Source organism: Mucilaginibacter sp. HD30, assembly GCF_054061755.1.
The window spans coordinates 3,858,613-3,875,537 of record NZ_JBSSEO010000001.1 but is presented as its reverse complement, the minus strand read 5'-3'; the positions used below and the strand labels follow the sequence as shown (position 1 = coordinate 3,875,537).

16 protein-coding genes are annotated in these 16,925 nt (G+C 43.3%); 5 read left to right on the top strand and 11 right to left on the bottom strand.

Annotated features, from left to right (window positions below; translation table 11 throughout):
* Positions 1-101 precede the first annotated feature (101 nt).
* The 4 genes from ACVW2L_RS18365 (at position 102) to ACVW2L_RS18350 (ending at position 2,753) form a co-directional block, all read left to right on the top strand.
* On the top strand, positions 102-818 hold the full coding sequence (locus ACVW2L_RS18365) for a LytR/AlgR family response regulator transcription factor (RefSeq protein WP_457129404.1): 717 nt from the start codon (positions 102-104) through the stop codon (positions 816-818).
* A gap of 130 nt (positions 819-948) precedes the next feature.
* The gene (locus ACVW2L_RS18360) at positions 949-1,494 is read left to right on the top strand and encodes a peroxiredoxin (RefSeq protein ID WP_457129403.1); all 546 of its coding nucleotides are present in this window, start codon (positions 949-951) and stop codon (positions 1,492-1,494) included.
* Between the two features lie 89 nt (positions 1,495-1,583).
* Positions 1,584-2,168: a carboxymuconolactone decarboxylase family protein gene (locus ACVW2L_RS18355; protein WP_457129402.1), complete on the top strand. Its 585-nt coding sequence runs from the start codon at positions 1,584-1,586 to the stop codon at positions 2,166-2,168.
* A 120-nt stretch (positions 2,169-2,288) separates the two neighbouring features.
* Entirely contained in the window at positions 2,289-2,753 is a 465-nt protein-coding gene (locus ACVW2L_RS18350; RefSeq protein ID WP_457129401.1) for a response regulator, read from the top strand.
* Positions 2,754-2,762: 9 nt separating this feature from the next.
* Here the strand turns inward: ACVW2L_RS18350 and ACVW2L_RS18345 are convergent, their stop codons facing one another.
* The 9 genes from ACVW2L_RS18345 to ACVW2L_RS18305 form a co-directional block, all read right to left on the bottom strand.
* On the bottom strand, positions 2,763-3,185 hold the full coding sequence (locus tag ACVW2L_RS18345) for a response regulator (RefSeq protein ID WP_457129400.1): 423 nt from the start codon (positions 3,183-3,185) through the stop codon (positions 2,763-2,765).
* Between the two features lie 6 nt (positions 3,186-3,191).
* Positions 3,192-4,277: a hybrid sensor histidine kinase/response regulator gene (locus ACVW2L_RS18340; protein WP_457129399.1), complete on the bottom strand. Its 1,086-nt coding sequence runs from the start codon at positions 4,275-4,277 to the stop codon at positions 3,192-3,194.
* An 88-nt stretch (positions 4,278-4,365) separates the two neighbouring features.
* On the bottom strand, positions 4,366-4,878 hold the full coding sequence (locus ACVW2L_RS18335; protein ID WP_457129398.1) for a phosphoribosyltransferase family protein: 513 nt from the start codon (positions 4,876-4,878) through the stop codon (positions 4,366-4,368).
* Between the two features lie 115 nt (positions 4,879-4,993).
* Complete coding sequence (locus tag ACVW2L_RS18330) at positions 4,994-5,389, bottom strand: hypothetical protein (protein ID WP_457129397.1); 396 nt, start codon at positions 5,387-5,389, stop codon at positions 4,994-4,996.
* 9 nt (positions 5,390-5,398) lie between these two features.
* Complete coding sequence (gene rlmD, locus ACVW2L_RS18325) at positions 5,399-6,844, bottom strand: 23S rRNA (uracil(1939)-C(5))-methyltransferase RlmD (RefSeq protein WP_457129396.1); 1,446 nt, start codon at positions 6,842-6,844, stop codon at positions 5,399-5,401.
* Positions 6,845-7,056: 212 nt separating this feature from the next.
* The gene (locus ACVW2L_RS18320; protein ID WP_457129395.1) at positions 7,057-8,490 is read right to left on the bottom strand and encodes a TolC family protein; all 1,434 of its coding nucleotides are present in this window, start codon (positions 8,488-8,490) and stop codon (positions 7,057-7,059) included.
* Positions 8,483-11,650, bottom strand: coding sequence for an efflux RND transporter permease subunit (locus tag ACVW2L_RS18315; RefSeq protein ID WP_457129394.1), 3,168 nt, complete (start codon positions 11,648-11,650; stop codon positions 8,483-8,485). Before ACVW2L_RS18315 ends, ACVW2L_RS18320 begins: the two co-directional genes overlap by 8 nt.
* A 22-nt stretch (positions 11,651-11,672) precedes the next feature.
* Positions 11,673-12,752, bottom strand: a complete 1,080-nt coding sequence (locus ACVW2L_RS18310) for an efflux RND transporter periplasmic adaptor subunit (RefSeq protein ID WP_457129393.1) — start codon at positions 12,750-12,752, stop codon at positions 11,673-11,675.
* Between the two features lie 148 nt (positions 12,753-12,900).
* Positions 12,901-13,302 carry a hypothetical protein gene (locus ACVW2L_RS18305; protein WP_457129392.1) on the bottom strand — a complete coding sequence of 134 codons (402 nt, stop codon included), beginning with the start codon at positions 13,300-13,302 and terminating at the stop codon, positions 12,901-12,903.
* Between the two features lie 278 nt (positions 13,303-13,580).
* Between ACVW2L_RS18305 and ACVW2L_RS18300 the strand changes: the two genes are divergently transcribed.
* Positions 13,581-15,137 (top strand): carboxylesterase/lipase family protein, encoded by a 1,557-nt coding sequence (locus ACVW2L_RS18300; protein ID WP_457129391.1) that lies wholly within the window; start codon positions 13,581-13,583, stop codon positions 15,135-15,137.
* Between the two features lie 316 nt (positions 15,138-15,453).
* Here the strand turns inward: ACVW2L_RS18300 and ACVW2L_RS18295 are convergent, their stop codons facing one another.
* Both ACVW2L_RS18295 and ACVW2L_RS18290 read right to left on the bottom strand, forming a co-directional pair.
* A complete protein-coding gene (locus ACVW2L_RS18295; RefSeq protein ID WP_457128872.1) occupies positions 15,454-16,362 on the bottom strand; it encodes an IS3 family transposase in 909 nt (302 codons plus the stop codon).
* A complete protein-coding gene (locus ACVW2L_RS18290) occupies positions 16,359-16,682 on the bottom strand; it encodes a hypothetical protein (RefSeq protein WP_457126385.1) in 324 nt (107 codons plus the stop codon). Before ACVW2L_RS18290 ends, ACVW2L_RS18295 begins: the two co-directional genes overlap by 4 nt.
* Positions 16,683-16,925 lie beyond the last annotated feature (243 nt).

Below are 16,925 nucleotides of genomic sequence, written 5' to 3'. Positions count from 1 at the left end.
CCCGATTGATGCGACGAAAGACCCAACCTATATAACAAATGTTTAAAGCAGTACAGGATATCGATTGTAATTGATAATTAGTATTATTGTAACAACCAATTATGAACTGTATAATTATAGATGACGAGCCGCTTGCGGTTGAGCTAATGGAAGACAACGTTAGCCGTGTTGAGAACCTGCATTTGGTGGCAAGCTGCAAATCAGCAACGCAGGCATTGCAGATTATGCAGGACCGGGAAATAGATCTTATTTTTTGCGATATACAAATGCCGGGAATAAATGGATTACAGTTTGTAAAAAGCCTGGCGCAAAAACCGCTTATTATTTTTGTTACCGCTTACCAGGAGTTTGCGCTGGATGGCTTTGAGCTGGATGTTGTTGATTATTTGTTGAAGCCGGTTGCGTTTGAGCGCTTTTTGAAAGCCTGCAATAAAGCTACACAACAGTTTGAGCTAACCCGCAGGCAGCCAGAGGTAAAGGCGGGCGAGGTATTAAGAAAATACATTTTTTTGTATGCCGATTATAACCTGATCAAAGTTAATCATGACGATATAACTTATATTGAGGGGCTTAAAGACTATGTAAAAATACACCGCGTCAGTAACCCAAAGGCCATCATATCAAGGGTTACCATAAAATCGTTAGAAAGTCAATTACCGGGTGATGTTTTTTTCAGGGTACATAAATCATACATTGTTAACCTTGACCATGTACACTCCATACGTAAAGGACGTATAAAAATTGCTGACGTTGATATACCCTACAGCGACAGCTTTAAGGATATTATAAGCCAGATGACCGGGAAGATGAATTTTTAAGCATTCTGGATCATAAGCATTTGCTATTTATATAATAAACCGTATAGATTCTATCTATATCGCATAGTTAAATTCAATCATAAGCCACTGCTTAAAATCGTATATTTGCTTTAAATAAAAACAAATATACATGATTACTATAGGCGAAAAATTCCCTGCTTTTTCAAAAACTGCTGTTGTTAGCTTAGAGAAAGGCAAAGAGTTTGAAACAATAACTTCAGACTTTCTAACTAATGATGATAATGTATGGACCGTTATGTTCTGGTGGCCAAAAGACTTTACTTTTGTTTGCCCTACTGAAATAGCCGAGTTCAATAAAAACTTTGGCGAGTTCCGTGATCGCGAAACCCGTCTGATCGGTGCATCAACAGATTCTGAATTTGTTCATGCTGCATGGAGAACCCACCACGATGATCTGCGCGACCTGAAATTCCCGATGCTTGCCGATACATCAAAATCATTGGCTGAAGACCTTGGTATTTTAGAACCTAACGAGAAAATTGCTTACCGTGCCACCTTTATTATTGACCCAACCGGTATTGTACGTTGGGTATGTGTTAACGATCTAAGCGTTGGCCGTAATGTCAAAGAGGTTTTACGCGTATTAGACGGCTTACAAACCGACGAACTTTGCCCATGCAACTGGGAAAAAGGCCAGGAAACCTTAACCGTTTAATTTTATCATAAAAATATCCCCATAGTATATTGCTGTGGGGATATTTTTTTACGGCTACAAATACATAATAAATTGATTATCAAATAACTATGAACGAAACCACCGAAACGATAAACGAATTACTGCAAACTATTGGGCTTGATACGAATTATAGAAATGCGAGCCTGAGCCTGTTAGAAAAAGGTGAATCTCGTTACATACGTGATCTTAAGCTCAATTTTACCAGCACATTAACATCTGCGCATTTGTCAGAAAAAGAATGCGCATTATTGGGATTGGCCACCGCCGTTAACAACAACAATATCCCGCTTGTTGACTTTTACACCGCTTATGCAGAAAAGACCGGCGCTACCGCCGGGGACACGGCCGAGGCTGCGGGCTGCGCTTCGTTGCTGGCATCAAATAATATTTTTTACCGTTTCAGGCATTTTACGCAAAAGGAGAAATATACCCAGATACCCGCGCGCATACGCATGCAGTTAATGATGAAACCCGTAACCGGTAAAGAGTTTTTTGAGTTGATGAGCTTAACCATTTCGGCGGTTAACGGCTGTGAAATGTGTGTTAACGCACACGAGGACTCGCTGATCAAGTTGGGAACAACAGAAGAGCGTATTTTTGATGCGGTTCGTATCGCATCACTTGTTACCTCGTTTGGCAAAATAATATTTTAAGTTTTCGGCATATATTGTACTAACATATAATTAAGAATATAGAAACCCTTATATTTGATATGTGTTAGTACAATTATAAGCCCTTTTCACCACGAAAAAAAGGCACTTCGATTATAGCTTATGGCCGACAAAAAGATATCCGTACTATATGTAGATGATGAGGAAAACAACCTGTTTTCTTTTAAGGCTGTTTTTCGTGTAAAATATCAGGTTTATACTGCTATAAGCGGAGACGAGGCCCTGAAAATATTAGGCGAAAAACCGATTGAGATAATTATAACCGACCAGCGCATGCCCAACATGACCGGCGTTGAGTTTTTGGAGAAGGTAATTGAAAAGTTTCCAGACCCTATGCGTTTGTTACTTACCGGGTATGCCGATATGAACGCAGTGGTTGATGCTGTTAATAAAGGAAAAATCTTCCACTATTTGAGTAAGCCCTGGAACGAAGAGGAATTGGATATTACAATTAATCGTGCCCACGAGGCTTATTTGCACAAGGAAAAGTTAAAAGAGGAGAATAAACAACTTGGCACGTCGAATGACCAGTTGGAGTTCTTATTGCGCCAAAAATTGCTTTCCTAGTAAAACCGGCTATAGCAATTCCATGCCTTTCTCGGTTATCATTCGCATTATTATTGCCGAAAGGTCTTCTGCTAAGAGGGGTTTACTTAAAAAGCCTTTAACGCTTTTATAAGCGCTCATCCGGTTCATGTCCGCGGGTTCATGAGATGAGGTCAAAGCAACAATATAGTATTTCTCCTGTACCACAGGTTCAAGCGCCTCAAAGGCATCTAAAAACTCATACCCGTTCATTGCCGGCATGTATATGTCAAGCAAGATCATTGTATTAGCATTATTCTTAATTAATGCATCTTGGCTTTTTATATAATCAAGCGCAGCCAATGCTTCATAAAATGGCGCAACCTCAAACTTCTTGTCGGCATGGCTTATCATCTTTTTTGCGATGAAATGATCAAGTTCCGTATCGTCAATTACGATAAATGATAGATCCATAGCTTGTTATTTAGTCGGGATTGAAACCTTAAAAGTTGTGCCTTTATTAAGCGCAGAGTTTACTTCAATATGCCCGTTAAGTTTAAGCAAAGCGCTTTTTACATTATATAAGCCAAAACCCGACCCCGCTTCCTGAGAACCGGCGCGATAAAACAGGTTAAATATCTCGCTAATATGGTTACCCAATATGCCTATGCCGGTATCTCTTACCTCAATGTGAAGCATACCCCGGTGTACTAACATGGCCAATTCAACCCTCTTGTCGTCAGTAGCCTTGCTTTGATATTTAAACGCATTTGATAAAAGATTGTTCAATACCAGTTTTAATGGCACAATATCGCTTCTAAACGGTTCGCGCTGGTCAACAGTAATATCAAAGTTGATGTCATTAGAGCCGGCAACCACCCGGTAAATATCCCTAAGTTCTTTTGCCATCTGGTTAAAATCAATCTCAGTTATGCGTAGCTCACCGCGCTGCAGGCTATAATAGTCATGCATGCTAAGGATGTATGTATCCAGTTTTTTAAGCGAGTTTTCCATTAGGAAAAGCATTTCTTTCATCTCATTAATATCATAGATTTCGCGCGCTACGTTTATGGCACCCAAAATTCCGGACAGTGGCCCTCTGATATCATGGCTAACACTATAGGCAAACTTGTCTAACTCGGCGTAGGCCTTGCGCAGTTCTTCGTTTTTAACGGTAAGGACAGAGTTGGTGAGGTAGAATTTGTTCGCCTCTTCAATGGCCGAGATAATATCGGCAGGGTCCCACGGTTTTTTAATAAACCTGAAAATATTGCCCCTGTTTATTGCCCCAATAACCGATTCAACGTCCGTATACGCTGTAATAAGTATCCGTATAGGGGCCGGGAAAGTGCTTCTCATTTCTTCAAAAAACTCAACGCCGGTTTTTCCAGGCATACGCTGGTCGCAAAAAACAATCCTTATATCGGGGTGCTGGGTAAGAAAGTCTATCGCCCCCTCAACATTTACCGCAGTAAAAACCTGATAGTCTAACCTAAACGAAGCTTTAAAGCCGGTAAGGTTATCTATCTCGTCATCCAGATACAGTATTTTGATCTTTTCTACCATTCACGGGGGCTAATTTGTTTTATCAAAGGTGTATCAACAACTGTAATATGGTTTGTTATTTAATTAGCTGTAGTTCCTTCACATCAATTTACCTCAAATAGACCGCGTCTTCCTCACCCTCTTCATCCAGCACTACATCAATATGTTCTTTTATAATGGTTGATAGCGCAATCCCGGCATAATCGGTATTTACCGGAAAGCTTTTGTGGTTACGGTCAACCAACACAACAGTGCGCAGTTTTTTTAATGGGGCATCTAAAAAAACACCAAAGCCATAGGCCAATGATTTGCCGCTGTTCAATACGTCATCAACCAGAATAACTGTTTTATTGGTACATTCATCCAGTTCAAAATCAATGCGTGCATTAAGGCTGGTGCTAAAACGGTCAATCTCAATAGTTAGTAATCTGGTTTTAAAAGGCGCTATCTCATCAAGCACTTTTTTTAGGCGCTCAGCCAGGTGCCCGCCGCGTGGCAGCATACCCGCAATCAAAATTTCCTGTTCGTCAAAATTGTCTTCCAGTATCTGGTAGGCAATTCTGTCTATCTTTTGCTGTATTTGCTGTTTATTAAGTATGAGTAACTTTTTGCCTGATTCCATTGAGTGATTTGTTGTACGTATTGTAAAACGAAAAGTTGTAGCAGATCAATTTTTTATTACAGTAAAGATAGCTTCAAATTACAATAATCAAGCCTGAATACTTAAAATGGCCGCGCTATTTTATGTACGGGAAATAAACAAAATTTGCACCTTCGGGCACCACAACAAACACACACATGTGGTCTTTAGGGCTTTTGTAGCTGGCAATAAAACGCTCTTTAAGCTCGGGCTTTATTACGCCGCGATCAACAAACTCCTCAAGGGTGGAGGCATGAATGGTCCATTCGGAGTTGAGCTCGTGCCGGTCAAGAATTACCTCTCCTAACTTTAACTCATGCTGATGCGCTATAAAAATAGGGTATTTAGATAAGCCCTCCACAATTATCTCAACCGCTACCTCGCGAATGGCATCATTAAAAACTTTAAGGTCGTGCTCTAAACTTAGCAGCGGACTTTTAGCGGCCGGCTGTTGCTGGGCGCCACCTTCATTAAGCAAATCTTCCGGATTCATAAGCCCCCTCTAAATCTCCCCCTGTAGGGAAGGCTTTTTGTTTTCTAAATTTAACTTAAGTAAAACCACATTTTCCACATGCTGCGTATGCGGAAACATATCAACAGGCTGTATGATTACTACATCATATTTTTCTTTTAATACCACGAGGTCTCGTGCCTGGGTAGCGGCGTTGCAGCTAACGTAAACAATTTTTTCAGCTTCAATTTCCATTAACCTTGCAACCACATCAGCATGCATACCTGCACGCGGCGGATCTGTAATTACAACATCAGGTTTACCATGCGCTGCAACAAACTCTGCCGAAAGCACATCCTTCATGTCGCCTGCGTAAAACTTAGTGTTATAAATATTATTAATAGCGCTGTTAATTTTAGCGTCCTCAATAGCATCGGGTACATATTCCACGCCCACAACTTCGCGCACATGGCCCGCTACAAAGTTGGCAATGGTACCGGCGCCTGTGTAAAGGTCGTACACCAATTCGTCGCCTTTAAAACCTGCAAAATCGCGGGTTATCTCATATAAACGTTTCGCCTGTGCCGAGTTGGTTTGGTAAAATGACTTTGGCCCGATACGAAAACGTATGCCGTTCATTTCCTCGTGGATATATTCAGGGCCCTTCCAGGCGTTTACTTCCTGGTCAAAAATGGTATCGTTCTTTTTTTGGTTAAGGATGTATAAAAGCGATGTAATTTGCGGAAACTCAGCCTCAACAAAGCCCATCAATTTGCTTACCCGTTCTTCATCCGCGTAAGCGAAAACAACAATCACCATCAGCTCGCCGGTTGACGAGGTGCGTATAATAAGGTTTCGCAAATTGCCTTCGTGGTTGCGCAGATCATAATAAGTATATGCATTGGCCCGCGCAAAACTGTCAATACTGTTGCGAATAGCGTTAGATGGATCTGCCTGTAAATAGCAATGCCTTACATCTAAAATTTTATCAAACCTGCCGGGGATGTGAAAACCCAGCGCGTTCATATTCAGTTCGGCATCGTCGCGGTTTTCGCCGTCATACAGCCAGCGCTTATTGCTGAAGGTAAATTCCAGTTTATTGCGGTAATACCTGTCAACCGGCGAAGCAACAATAGGCAGCATGCCGCCCACTTCAACTTTAGCCAGGCGCGCCAAAGCATCAGCAACAGTTTTTTGCTTGAACTGCAGTTGCGCGTCATACGTCATGTGCTGCCATTTGCAGCCGCCGCATGTGCCAAAATGCTCGCAAAAAGCAGCTACGCGATGATTGCTGGCCTGTTTTAACGCCGTGATCTTAGCTTCGCCGAAGTTTTTTTTACTGCGATATACCTGTACGTCTACAACATCACCGGGTATTGCTTTTTCTACAAAGAGCACAAAGTCGTCGGCTTTGCCAACCCCTTTGCCTTCCTCGGCAATGTCAATAATGCTTACGTTTTCAAAAACCTGGTTTTTTGCTCCTTTACCTTTGCTCATTGCCGCAAAGGTAGTAAATGTGCAGATATGAGAGAATGTGCGAATGTGGGAAAATGTGCAGATATGCGGATGTGCAAATGTGCATGTCTGTATGATTATGTTAACGAACAAATTCTGCATTAGTCGCTGCCATATTGCAGCGATGTTTCCATCGCCGCAATATGTGCAACTTCCGGTCTAACCAACTAAACCAGCTTCTTCAAGGTTAAAGGCTATCTCCAGCCTCCGCCTAAAAATTTATAAATATTACTTGTAGCTATTAATTGTGCCTTGCGGGTCTCCACCATTTCCAGTTTTGATTCCAGCGCATCACGCTGTGTCATCAGTACCTCAAAGTAATCAGCCCGGGCAAATTTGAACAAGTCATTTGCAATATCTATTGATCGCGTTAAGGCGCCTACCTGTCTTGATTTAAGATCGTAGCTTTTCTCCAGGTTATCAATCCGCGAAAGCTCCGTAGCAACCTCCATATAGGCGTTTAGCACGGTGCGCTGGTACTTGTAGAGCGCTTGCTGCTGCGCCGCATTGGCGTTTAAGTATTCTGCCTTTATGGCGTTACGGTTAACAAGCGGCGCAGTAACCTCGCCAACCAGGTTCCATAATATAGATGCCGGGAACTTAACCAGGTATGATGCATCAAAGGCCTGTATGCCTACAGCAGCCGAGATATTGAGCGAAGGATAAAACTCTTTCCTTGCAACGTTTACATCCAGCTTGGCTGCTGCCAGTTCAAACTCGGCCTGTCTGATATCAGGGCGGTTAGCCAGCATTTGCGCGGGTATACCATAGTTTACCAAGGAAGGTGTAGCCGTTAAAAAACTCACTTTATCGCGAGGGATCTCTTGCGGATACCGTGCTAACAAAAAGTTAATGTGGTTCTCGGTTTCCTTTATTTGCTGCAGCAAGTCAAACTCACGGCCTTGCGAACCTAATACTTCGGCTTCAAACTTTTTAACTCCAAGCTCTGTAGCGCGCGATGCATTTTTTTGAAGTTTTACAACATCAAGCGCCTGTTTTTGCAGCGTTATGGTTTGCCGTACAATATCCAGCTGGTTATCAAGGGCCTGTAATTCATAATATGAATCGGCCACCTCGGCCACCAGGTTACTTAAAACAAAGTTCTTGCCCTCCACGGTTGACAGGTAGCGTTTAACCGCGGCCTGCTTGGCGTTGCTTAGCTTCTTCCATATATCAACCTCCCAGTTAGCCACCGCTGCAACAGAATAATCCGCCAGCACTTCGGGTACTTCTTTTCCGGGTGTGATCTCGGTAGAGGCGTCACCGGCACCCTGGCTGGTATAACGCGCTACCTTATCAACGCCAGCGCCTGCTCGCAAACCTACCGATGGCAGCATAGCGCCTTTTCTTATCCTGATGTCGTTTCTGGCCATTTCAATTTCCTGAAACGTTATCAGCAACTCCTGGTTATTGTTAAGCGCCGTGTCTATCAGATCGGCCAGATACTTATCCTTAAAAAAACTTCGCCAGTTGGTAACTGCGGTGTTCAGAGTGTCTGTATTGGTGTTGTATGATGCAGGCCCCGGCCGCATTCCTGCAGATTGCGTTACAGCGGGTATTTTACATCCTGCAGCTATGATACATATACCCAAAATGGTATAGTATGCTATTTTATTTAATTTAAACATTGTCTTCAATTTCTTCGGTTAACGGGTTTTCTTCTTCGTCACTAACAAACTGGTATTTTGCCGCTATTGAACCAAATATGTAGTATAGACCGGGGATAACCAGTAAGCCTATAATGGTACCGATAAGCATCCCACCAGCAGCTGCGCTACCAATTGTACGGTTACCCAATTTACCTGGGCCGGTGGCAAAAACCAGTGGAATTAACCCGGCAATAAACGCGAACGATGTCATCAAAATAGGCCTGAACCTAACCTTCGCAGCTTCAATAGCAGCCTGGAAAACGGTATCGCCGGCACGGTGACGCTGTGCGGCAAATTCAACTATCAAAACAGCGTTCTTACCAAGCAAACCAATCAACATGATGATAGCCACCTGCGCGTAAATGTTATTTTCCAGATGAAAGACCAACAGAAAAAGTAAAGCCCCAAATATGCCCGCGGCCAGCGAAAAGATAACCGATAAAGGCAAAATAAAGCTCTCATACTGCGCTGAAAGAATAAGGTAAACGAAACCCAGACAGATAAGAAGGATATAAATAGCCTCATTACCCCTGGATGATTCATCTTTTGAAATACCGGCCCAATCAATACCATAACCACGCGGTAGGCTCTTGTTGGCAACCTCCTGGATAACCTTAATAGCGGTACCGCTACTATAACCCGGAGCTGCAGATCCGCTTATCTCTGATGAGTTGTACATGTTATGCCGGGTAATTTCTGACAGGCCATAAACCTTTGTCATTTTCATGAAAGCGGAGTAAGGCACCATTTCATCCCGGTCGTTCTTTACATATAGTTTTAACACGTCTTCGGGTAGTGCACGATATTGCGGCAAAGCCTGAATAATAACCTTGTACTGCTGCCCGAATTTGATAAAGCTAATCTCGTAGTTACTACCTATGAGTGTTGACAGATTGTTCATGGCGTTATCAATGGTTACACCTTTTTGCTGCGCAAGGTCGTTGTCAATATCTAAACGATATTGAGGGAAGCTTGCACTGTAAAAACTAAATACCGCTGATAGCTCCGGCCGTTTCTCCAGGTCGGCAACAAAGTTTCTGTTGATGGTTTCCATCTTTTTGTAATCGCCAGATCCGCTTTTGTCCAGTAAGCGAAGCTCAAAGCCTCCGGCAGCTCCGTAACCCGGAACCGCAGGCGGCTGGAAGAACTCTATCTGGGCACCGGTTATATTCCTGCATTTTTCCTCCAGCTCCTTAATTACGTCCTGAACGCTATGCTTGCGTTCATCCCAACCTTTCAGGTTGATCAAACAAGTTCCGGAATTGGCTCCGGTACCCTCATTTAGTATTTCGTATCCCGCCAATGACGATACGGATTGTACATCGTCAACATCTTCGGATATTTTCTGCAAACGCTCTGCTATTTGGTTGGTGCGCTCTAATGACGACCCCGGAGGTGTTTGTATAATGGCATAAACCATTCCCTGATCCTCATTAGGAATAAAGCCCGAAGGAACAGCTCCGTTTAAAACCCAGATACCGGCACAAAAAGCAATTAGCACACCAAAGGTTAGCGTGCGGCGGGTTACAATCTTCTCTAATATGCCGCTATATTTACCGCCTAACTTATCAAAGCGCTTGTTAAAGCTTATTAATAGCCTGGTAACTATGCCTTCCTTTTTTTGCTTGCCATGGTTATTTTTAAGCATTATTATACACAATGCAGGGGTAAGCGTTAAGGCTACCAAACCCGAGAGTATAATAGAGGTAGCCATGGTGATAGAAAACTGCCTGTAAAACACCCCAACCGGGCCCGACATAAATGCCACGGGAATAAATACGGCCGCCATAACAAATGTTATAGCCACAATAGCTCCGCTTATTTCTTTTAAAGCTTCTATAGTAGCTTTGCGCGGGCCATAGTGTTTGGTTTCCATTTTGGCGTGCACGGCTTCTACTACCACAATGGCATCATCAACAACAATACCTATGGCAAGCACCAATGCAAACAGCGTTATCAGGTTTAATGTGATACCGAAGTATTGCATAAATACAAACGTGCCGATAAGGGATACCGGAACCGTTATAGCCGGAATTAGCGTTGAGCGCCAGTCGCCAAGGAAGATAAACACAACCAGGCCCACCAATATAAAGGCCTCAACAAGCGTATGGATAACCTTTTCTATTGAAGCATCCAAAAACTTAGATACATCATAGCTTATCTCGTAATTCATTCCTTTCGGAAACGACTTGCTTTTTATCTCGGCCAATTTGGCTTTTACGTTTTCAATAACCTTACTGGCATTACTGCCGTAAGATTGTTTTAAAACAATTGCAGCTGATGGCTTACCGTTAAGGCTTGAGTAAATATCGTACATGGAGCTGCCAAACTCAACATCTGCAACATCCTTAAGCCGTAGTATCTCGCCACCTGGTGTTGCCCGTAGTACTACTTTTTCGTATTGCTCTTTAGTGGTAAAGCGGCCCGGATATTTCAACACGTACTCAAAAGACTGAGAGCGCTTGCCAGAGCTTTCGCCCGTTTTACCCGGCGATGCTTCCAGACTTTGCTCATCAAGCGCTTTCATCACCTCATCGGTTGATATCTTGTAGGCCAGCATGCGGTCGGGCTTTAACCATATGCGCATAGCGTATTCGCGGTTACCTAATATGTCCGCAAAACCTACACCATCAACCCGCTTTAATTCAGATAAAAGATTAATATCTGCAAAGTTGAACAGGAATTTCTGATCGGTATGCGGGTCGTCGCTATACAAGTTAATGTACATTAACATGTTTGATTCTTCGCGCGATATCTTTACGCCTTCGCGCACTACCAACGGGGGTAATTTGTTTACTACCGAAGCTACACGATTTTGAACATTTAGCGTTGCCTGGTTAGGATCAGTACCCAGGTTAAATACTACCTGTATAGCACCTTCACCGTCATTGCCGGCATCGGCAGCCATGTACTTCATACCGGGCACACCGTTCAATGCTTTTTCAAGCGGAATAATTACCGCCTTAACCAACAGTTCATTATTAGCGCCGGGGTAAGCGGCTACAACATTAACCTTTGGTGGTGATATAGAGGGGAATTGCGTTACCGGTAATTGAACCATGGCAAGCACTCCCAGAAAAACTATCAGCAGCGATATTACTATTGAAAGTACAGGTCGCTGTATTAATTTGTTGAACATTTTAATTGTCTATATAATGGATTTATTCAGCCTTTAATCTCAGGCTTGACATCACTTTTGCAGGGTCTTCAAACGTAAATTTGATCTTATCCCCATCTTTTACCGACTGTATGCCGTCAAGCAATATCTTATCGCCTAATGACAAACCGGTATCAATTACATACAGATCTGGCAATTCGCCACGTACCGTAATAGGCTGCGAATGCGCTACGCCATTCTTTATAACAAAAGCGTACTTTTTATCCTGGATCTCGTAAGTGGCCTTTTGCGGAATAATAAGGGTATTTTTTAGCGGAACGGTCATTAAAATCTTACCGGTTTCGCCATTACGCAAAAGTCCATCGGTATTAGGGAATTTTGCACGGAAGGCAATATTTCCGGTTTCGTTTTCAAACTCGCTTTCAACTGTCTGTACTTCGCCCTTATATTTTAAAAGATTACCGTTAGCCAAACGCAAATTAACCTTTGTGTCTGCACGCCCTTTTTTATCTTCCTGATAATTCAGGTACTCTGGCTCAGACAGGTTGAAGTAAGCATAAACATCGCTGTTGTCTGACAGGCTTGTCAGCAACTCACCCTCATCAATAAGGCTGCCCAGTTTTTTTGGTATTCTGTCAATATAACCGTTAAATGGTGCACGGATCTCTGTAAAGGACAGATGGATCCTGGCTAAGGAGTGGCCGGCATTTGCTCCGGCAAGTTTGGCCTTTGCCATTGCAAGTTCGTTTTTAGAAACAATATCCTTATCGGCAAGGCTTTGGGTATTCAGCAATTCCACCTCAGCCGCTTTAACTTCAGCTTCGGCTTTTAAAGCCTCAGTTTCGTACATCTTAGGCATTATTCTGAATAAAAGCTGACCGGCTTTTACATATTGGCCTTCGTCAACATAAATATTTTGTAAAAATCCTTTTTCCTGCGACCGGATCTCAATGTCGCGCACAGAACGGATCTGAGACACATATTCTTTTGTAAAAGAGGTGTCCACTTTTAAGGGGCCCGTTACAGTATAAGTAGCGGCCTCAATTTTTTCTTCGGGTTTTGACGTACAGCCTATTTGACCCAACAGGGCCAACATGCCGGCAAGCACCACAATTTTGTTCATAGTATTAATTAAGAAATGATTTTGAAATGTAGAAGGCGGGGGGGAAGACTATCCGAGGCTTCGCCGATAACAGGACATAAAAGCGCTACGCATTAACGCGAAGCCCGGTTACGGCTGTTCTATTTCCCTAAAATGAAGAGTGGGGTGTTCAGATCCGCAAAGACCTTTGAACGATATACCTGGTAGAGGCAGTGGCGGAGTCGAAACGCTCATCGGTCGCAACTTCCGGTTTTATATAGCTTAAAACAGCTTGGCGAAACGATGGCAGCGTTAAATAAAACCCGCACAAAAGTTTAAATTTTGTCAGATCGCACGGAGGGGCGTCTTCCTGGTCTTCCTCGCACTCCCAAAATAAAAACTGCGATGATTTACCAAAACTTCTTTGCTCGCTGTACTTTGAGGCTGCGCGGGAGTTATTAAGCGCCTCGGCTTTTTTTCTTTCCAGAACGAAGGCTTTAACAGCAATAACATGTCTGTTACGAACATTACATGCCTGTGTGTTGGTTTGAAACAACAACAGTACACTTAATATGATCAATGTTAACCTCATTCGGGTGGCAAAAGTAATAAAAGTTTGGTAAGTTGTATACAAACAAGTGTTTGTAATACAGACTTTACCGTTTTGCATTAGTAACGCAAACAATCCGTGTAAATTATAGCCTCAAAAGGCAGGTTTCAGTTTTTACAATTTTAATATAAAGATATTTACTTCTGTGATTGCTTTGCGGACGAAAGGTTTAAGAAGATATAAAAGATAAGCCCTTTAATGCTATTAAATACTGCAACAAATAATTAAGTTTGTTTTGAGCCTATTAAGCATCAAGCTTTATGAACAAAAAAATATACCTGCTTACAGTGGCAATAGCTGCCGTATTTAACAGCAATGCGCAAAATATGACGAGTACCGGTCCGCAAATAAAAACAGCCAATGGCACAGTACAGGGCGTAACCGAAACCAGTGGCATACGCTCATTCAAAGGTATTCCGTTTGCAAAGCCACCCGTTGGCGATCTGCGCTGGAAAGCGCCGCAGGCTCCCGCTAACTGGAACGGTGTGCTTAAGGCAGATCATTTTAGCGCGCAGGCCATGCAGCAGCATCTGTATAGCGATATGATCTTCCGCAGCAGCGGTAACAGCGAAGACTGCCTTTACCTAAACGTTTGGACCCCGGCAAAAGCCGGCAACGAAAAGCTGCCCGTACTGGTATACTTCTATGGAGGCGGTTTCCGTACCGGCGATGGCTCTGAGGGTAGGTACGATGGCGAAAGCATGGCAAAAAAAGGGATAGTAGCGCTTACCGTAAATTATCGCCTGGGTGTATTTGGTTTTATGGCGCATCCTGATCTGACAAAAGAATCTCCGGACCATGCCTCTGGCAATTACGGGCTGATGGATCAGCATGCCGCGTTGCTTTGGGTGAAGAAAAATATAGCTGCCTTTGGCGGCGACCCTGATAAAGTTACCATCGCAGGCGAATCTGCCGGCTCCATGTCAGTATCGGCGCAAATAGCCTCGCCGCTGTCAAAGGGTTTATTTAGAGCGGCTATTGCCGAAAGCGGCGCTTTACTGGGTAACCTATCGCCAACACCATTGGCCACTGCAGAGCAAGCCGGCGTTACCTTTGCTAAGCGGGTTAAGGCTGAGTCATTGGCTGATCTGCGCAAGATTCCTGCTGATTCTTTGCTAAAATGGGGTGCCAACGGCCGCTTTGGCTGCACGATTGATGGTTACTTTTTACCGCAGCAACCCCAGGAAATATTTGCAGCGGGCAAGCAAATGCCTGTTGCATTGCTGGCAGGATGGAACTCGGCAGAAGGCGACTATAAAAGCATATTGGGCAGAAACGTTGCGGCTACACCCGAAAATTACAAGGCGGCCATTCAGCGTTTATATCCCGATAAAGCCGCCGAGGTTTTACAACAGTATCCTGCAACTACCAAAGAAGAAATAATAGCATCGGGCAACGCCCTGGCATCCGATCGGTTTATAGCCTATAGCACCTGGAAATTGATTGATATGCAGGCCCGCACGCAAAACGCACCCGTGTATCGTTATCTATATACCCGCCCGCGACCTAAGCTGGCTACTGATGCAGAGGCTCCCACCGGTGCTGTTCACTCGGCCGAAATAGAGTATGCCATGGGTAACCTGCACTACAATAAGGTATATAACTGGACACCCGAGGATATTAAAACAGCAGAAGTTATGCATGCCTTTTTTGTCAACTTCATTAAAACCGGCAATCCTAATGCCCAGGGTTTACCCCAATGGGACGCGGTACAAGGCAAAGGCACAAAAAAGGTATTGGTAATTGATACCGATAGTAAGGGCGTGCCTGATAACACCGTAACACGATATGCTTTGATGGATGGGTTGATAAAGTAGGTGTTTGATGCCAATAATGTTGGTCGTTATTTAAAATCCGCTAACGCTCAAGCGTGGCGGTTGTTGAGGTTATTATTGTTGCTCCGCTATCGTGTATCGTCCTGAAAAAAGTTTACACTTTTAATGATTAATCCTGTGATAAGTTTACACTTTAATTTTAGTCCTGTTATAGGTTTACACTTTTCTAAATATAAAGAATAAACTATTGTTGTTTGCTTGTTGTGTGGGAATGTGGGAAACTCCTTCAGTTTTCCATATTTCCACATGTTTTTCGTTTTTTGCTTCTTTTTTCTTTTTACTGTCTCCTTTCTTTTGTTTAAAACTGTAGTACCCGATTTCTGCAGGGTCTGTTAACCCAACTCTTCCATTTACGTTGGATCGGGCCGGTTTGCCCATGTGCCTGGTCAGGGGTCATCATATCAATGCTGCTATGCAGCCTCACGCTGTTATAAATCTCAACAGCTGTTACTGCCGACTCCCGGGCGCTTGTAAGGTGGGGATATACTTCCTTAAGTAACTCCAGCTTTAGTATTCCGTTTACTCTTTCTGCAATGGCATTATCCCTGGGATCACCGCTTTGGGTCATGCTGATAGCGATAGCGGCTTGATTTAACAAACCGATATAGTTTTCACAACAGTATTGTGAACCACGGTCTGAATGATGGATCAACAGTTCATTACCCGTCCTTTCTTTAAGCGCCATTTCCAGAGCCGCCACAGGCCCCTGAACTGATAGGTCCTTATTCATGTGGTAACCCACGATCTTACGACTGTAAGCATCTGTAACCAAACTCAGATAAGCGAATATGCTCTTTTTCAGTCGTATATAGGTAATGTCACTCACCCATAATTCTTCTGAACGGCTTAATACGATACCCTTTATCAGGTCGGGGTATTTCTTCATCCAGTGATTCGAGTCCGTTGTCCGGGGCTTACTGTGCCTACGCTTTCTGTTTAACAAACCGTTTTCACGCAGCAGGTCAAACACCCGATCTCTGCCCCTGACGATATGATGATCTGCCATAAATGGCTCCATCATCGCATACAACTTTCGTCCTCCAAGTTTCGGTTGAAGCAGGCGGTGAGCAAGCACCTGAGCGATTATCAGGTCGTCCTCCAGTACACTTTTTCCTAATGCTTTTTGATATTGATAATACGCCTGTGGCGAATGACCAAGCAGTCTGCAAAGCTCACGAAGTCCCCGTGAGCAGCTTTGCATTTTCATTTGGACCGCCTGGTGCCATGCTTTTTTCGCAGGTCTATACCCAGCTCCTTACTGGATATATCGATCATCAGATCCTGTAACTCAATCTTCAGACGAGCTTTTCGAAGCTCCTCACGGAGCGTCTTAACATCATCCGGTAAGGTTGTGTCTTCTACTGAAATGGCTTTAATTGCTGCCGGCTTCTTTTCTTTCTTTTGCTTTGACATCACCATCCGGTGGATTTGCGCACGGGATATTCCGTACTTTTTCTCTAAAGCTCGGTAATTTAATCCCAATAAATTACGATCCATAAGTATCGATTCTGCTGTTCTTTCGTCCATCTTTGTTTACTTAATGTGTAAACCTATTTCAGGACGAGACATCGGGACAAAAAAGCCAGTTTTATAACCGTGTTGACAGTCTGCTACTTATCGGAATTCCACAGCTAATTTCCCTGACGAATAAGTAGTCTCACTTTGTCCCACCCAAAAAACACAAAGTGCTTGTTGTCAAGAGATTACTGTAAAAAGTGTCCCAATTGTCCCATATTGTCTCACACCCACATGGGACAAACAAACTGCAAA

Coding starts and splice junctions, on each gene's coding strand:
- ACVW2L_RS18340 (WP_457129399.1), bottom strand. CDS start 4,277: ATGGTAGAAAAGATCAAAATACTGTATCTGGATGACGAGATAGATAAC.
- ACVW2L_RS18290 (WP_457126385.1), bottom strand. CDS start 16,682: ATGGACGAAAGAACAGCAGAATCGATACTTATGGATCGTAATTTATTG.
- ACVW2L_RS18365 (WP_457129404.1), top strand. CDS start 102: ATGAACTGTATAATTATAGATGACGAGCCGCTTGCGGTTGAGCTAATG.
- ACVW2L_RS18360 (WP_457129403.1), top strand. CDS start 949: ATGATTACTATAGGCGAAAAATTCCCTGCTTTTTCAAAAACTGCTGTT.
- ACVW2L_RS18310 (WP_457129393.1), bottom strand. CDS start 12,752: ATGAACAAAATTGTGGTGCTTGCCGGCATGTTGGCCCTGTTGGGTCAA.
- ACVW2L_RS18335 (WP_457129398.1), bottom strand. CDS start 4,878: ATGGAATCAGGCAAAAAGTTACTCATACTTAATAAACAGCAAATACAG.
- ACVW2L_RS18345 (WP_457129400.1), bottom strand. CDS start 3,185: ATGGATCTATCATTTATCGTAATTGACGATACGGAACTTGATCATTTC.
- ACVW2L_RS18350 (WP_457129401.1), top strand. CDS start 2,289: ATGGCCGACAAAAAGATATCCGTACTATATGTAGATGATGAGGAAAAC.
- ACVW2L_RS18355 (WP_457129402.1), top strand. CDS start 1,584: ATGAACGAAACCACCGAAACGATAAACGAATTACTGCAAACTATTGGG.
- ACVW2L_RS18305 (WP_457129392.1), bottom strand. CDS start 13,302: ATGAGGTTAACATTGATCATATTAAGTGTACTGTTGTTGTTTCAAACC.
- ACVW2L_RS18295 (WP_457128872.1), bottom strand. CDS start 16,362: ATGAAAATGCAAAGCTGCTCACGGGGACTTCGTGAGCTTTGCAGACTG.
- ACVW2L_RS18315 (WP_457129394.1), bottom strand. CDS start 11,650: ATGTTCAACAAATTAATACAGCGACCTGTACTTTCAATAGTAATATCG.
- rlmD (WP_457129396.1), bottom strand. CDS start 6,844: ATGAGCAAAGGTAAAGGAGCAAAAAACCAGGTTTTTGAAAACGTAAGC.
- ACVW2L_RS18300 (WP_457129391.1), top strand. CDS start 13,581: ATGAACAAAAAAATATACCTGCTTACAGTGGCAATAGCTGCCGTATTT.
- ACVW2L_RS18330 (WP_457129397.1), bottom strand. CDS start 5,389: ATGAATCCGGAAGATTTGCTTAATGAAGGTGGCGCCCAGCAACAGCCG.
- ACVW2L_RS18320 (WP_457129395.1), bottom strand. CDS start 8,490: ATGTTTAAATTAAATAAAATAGCATACTATACCATTTTGGGTATATGT.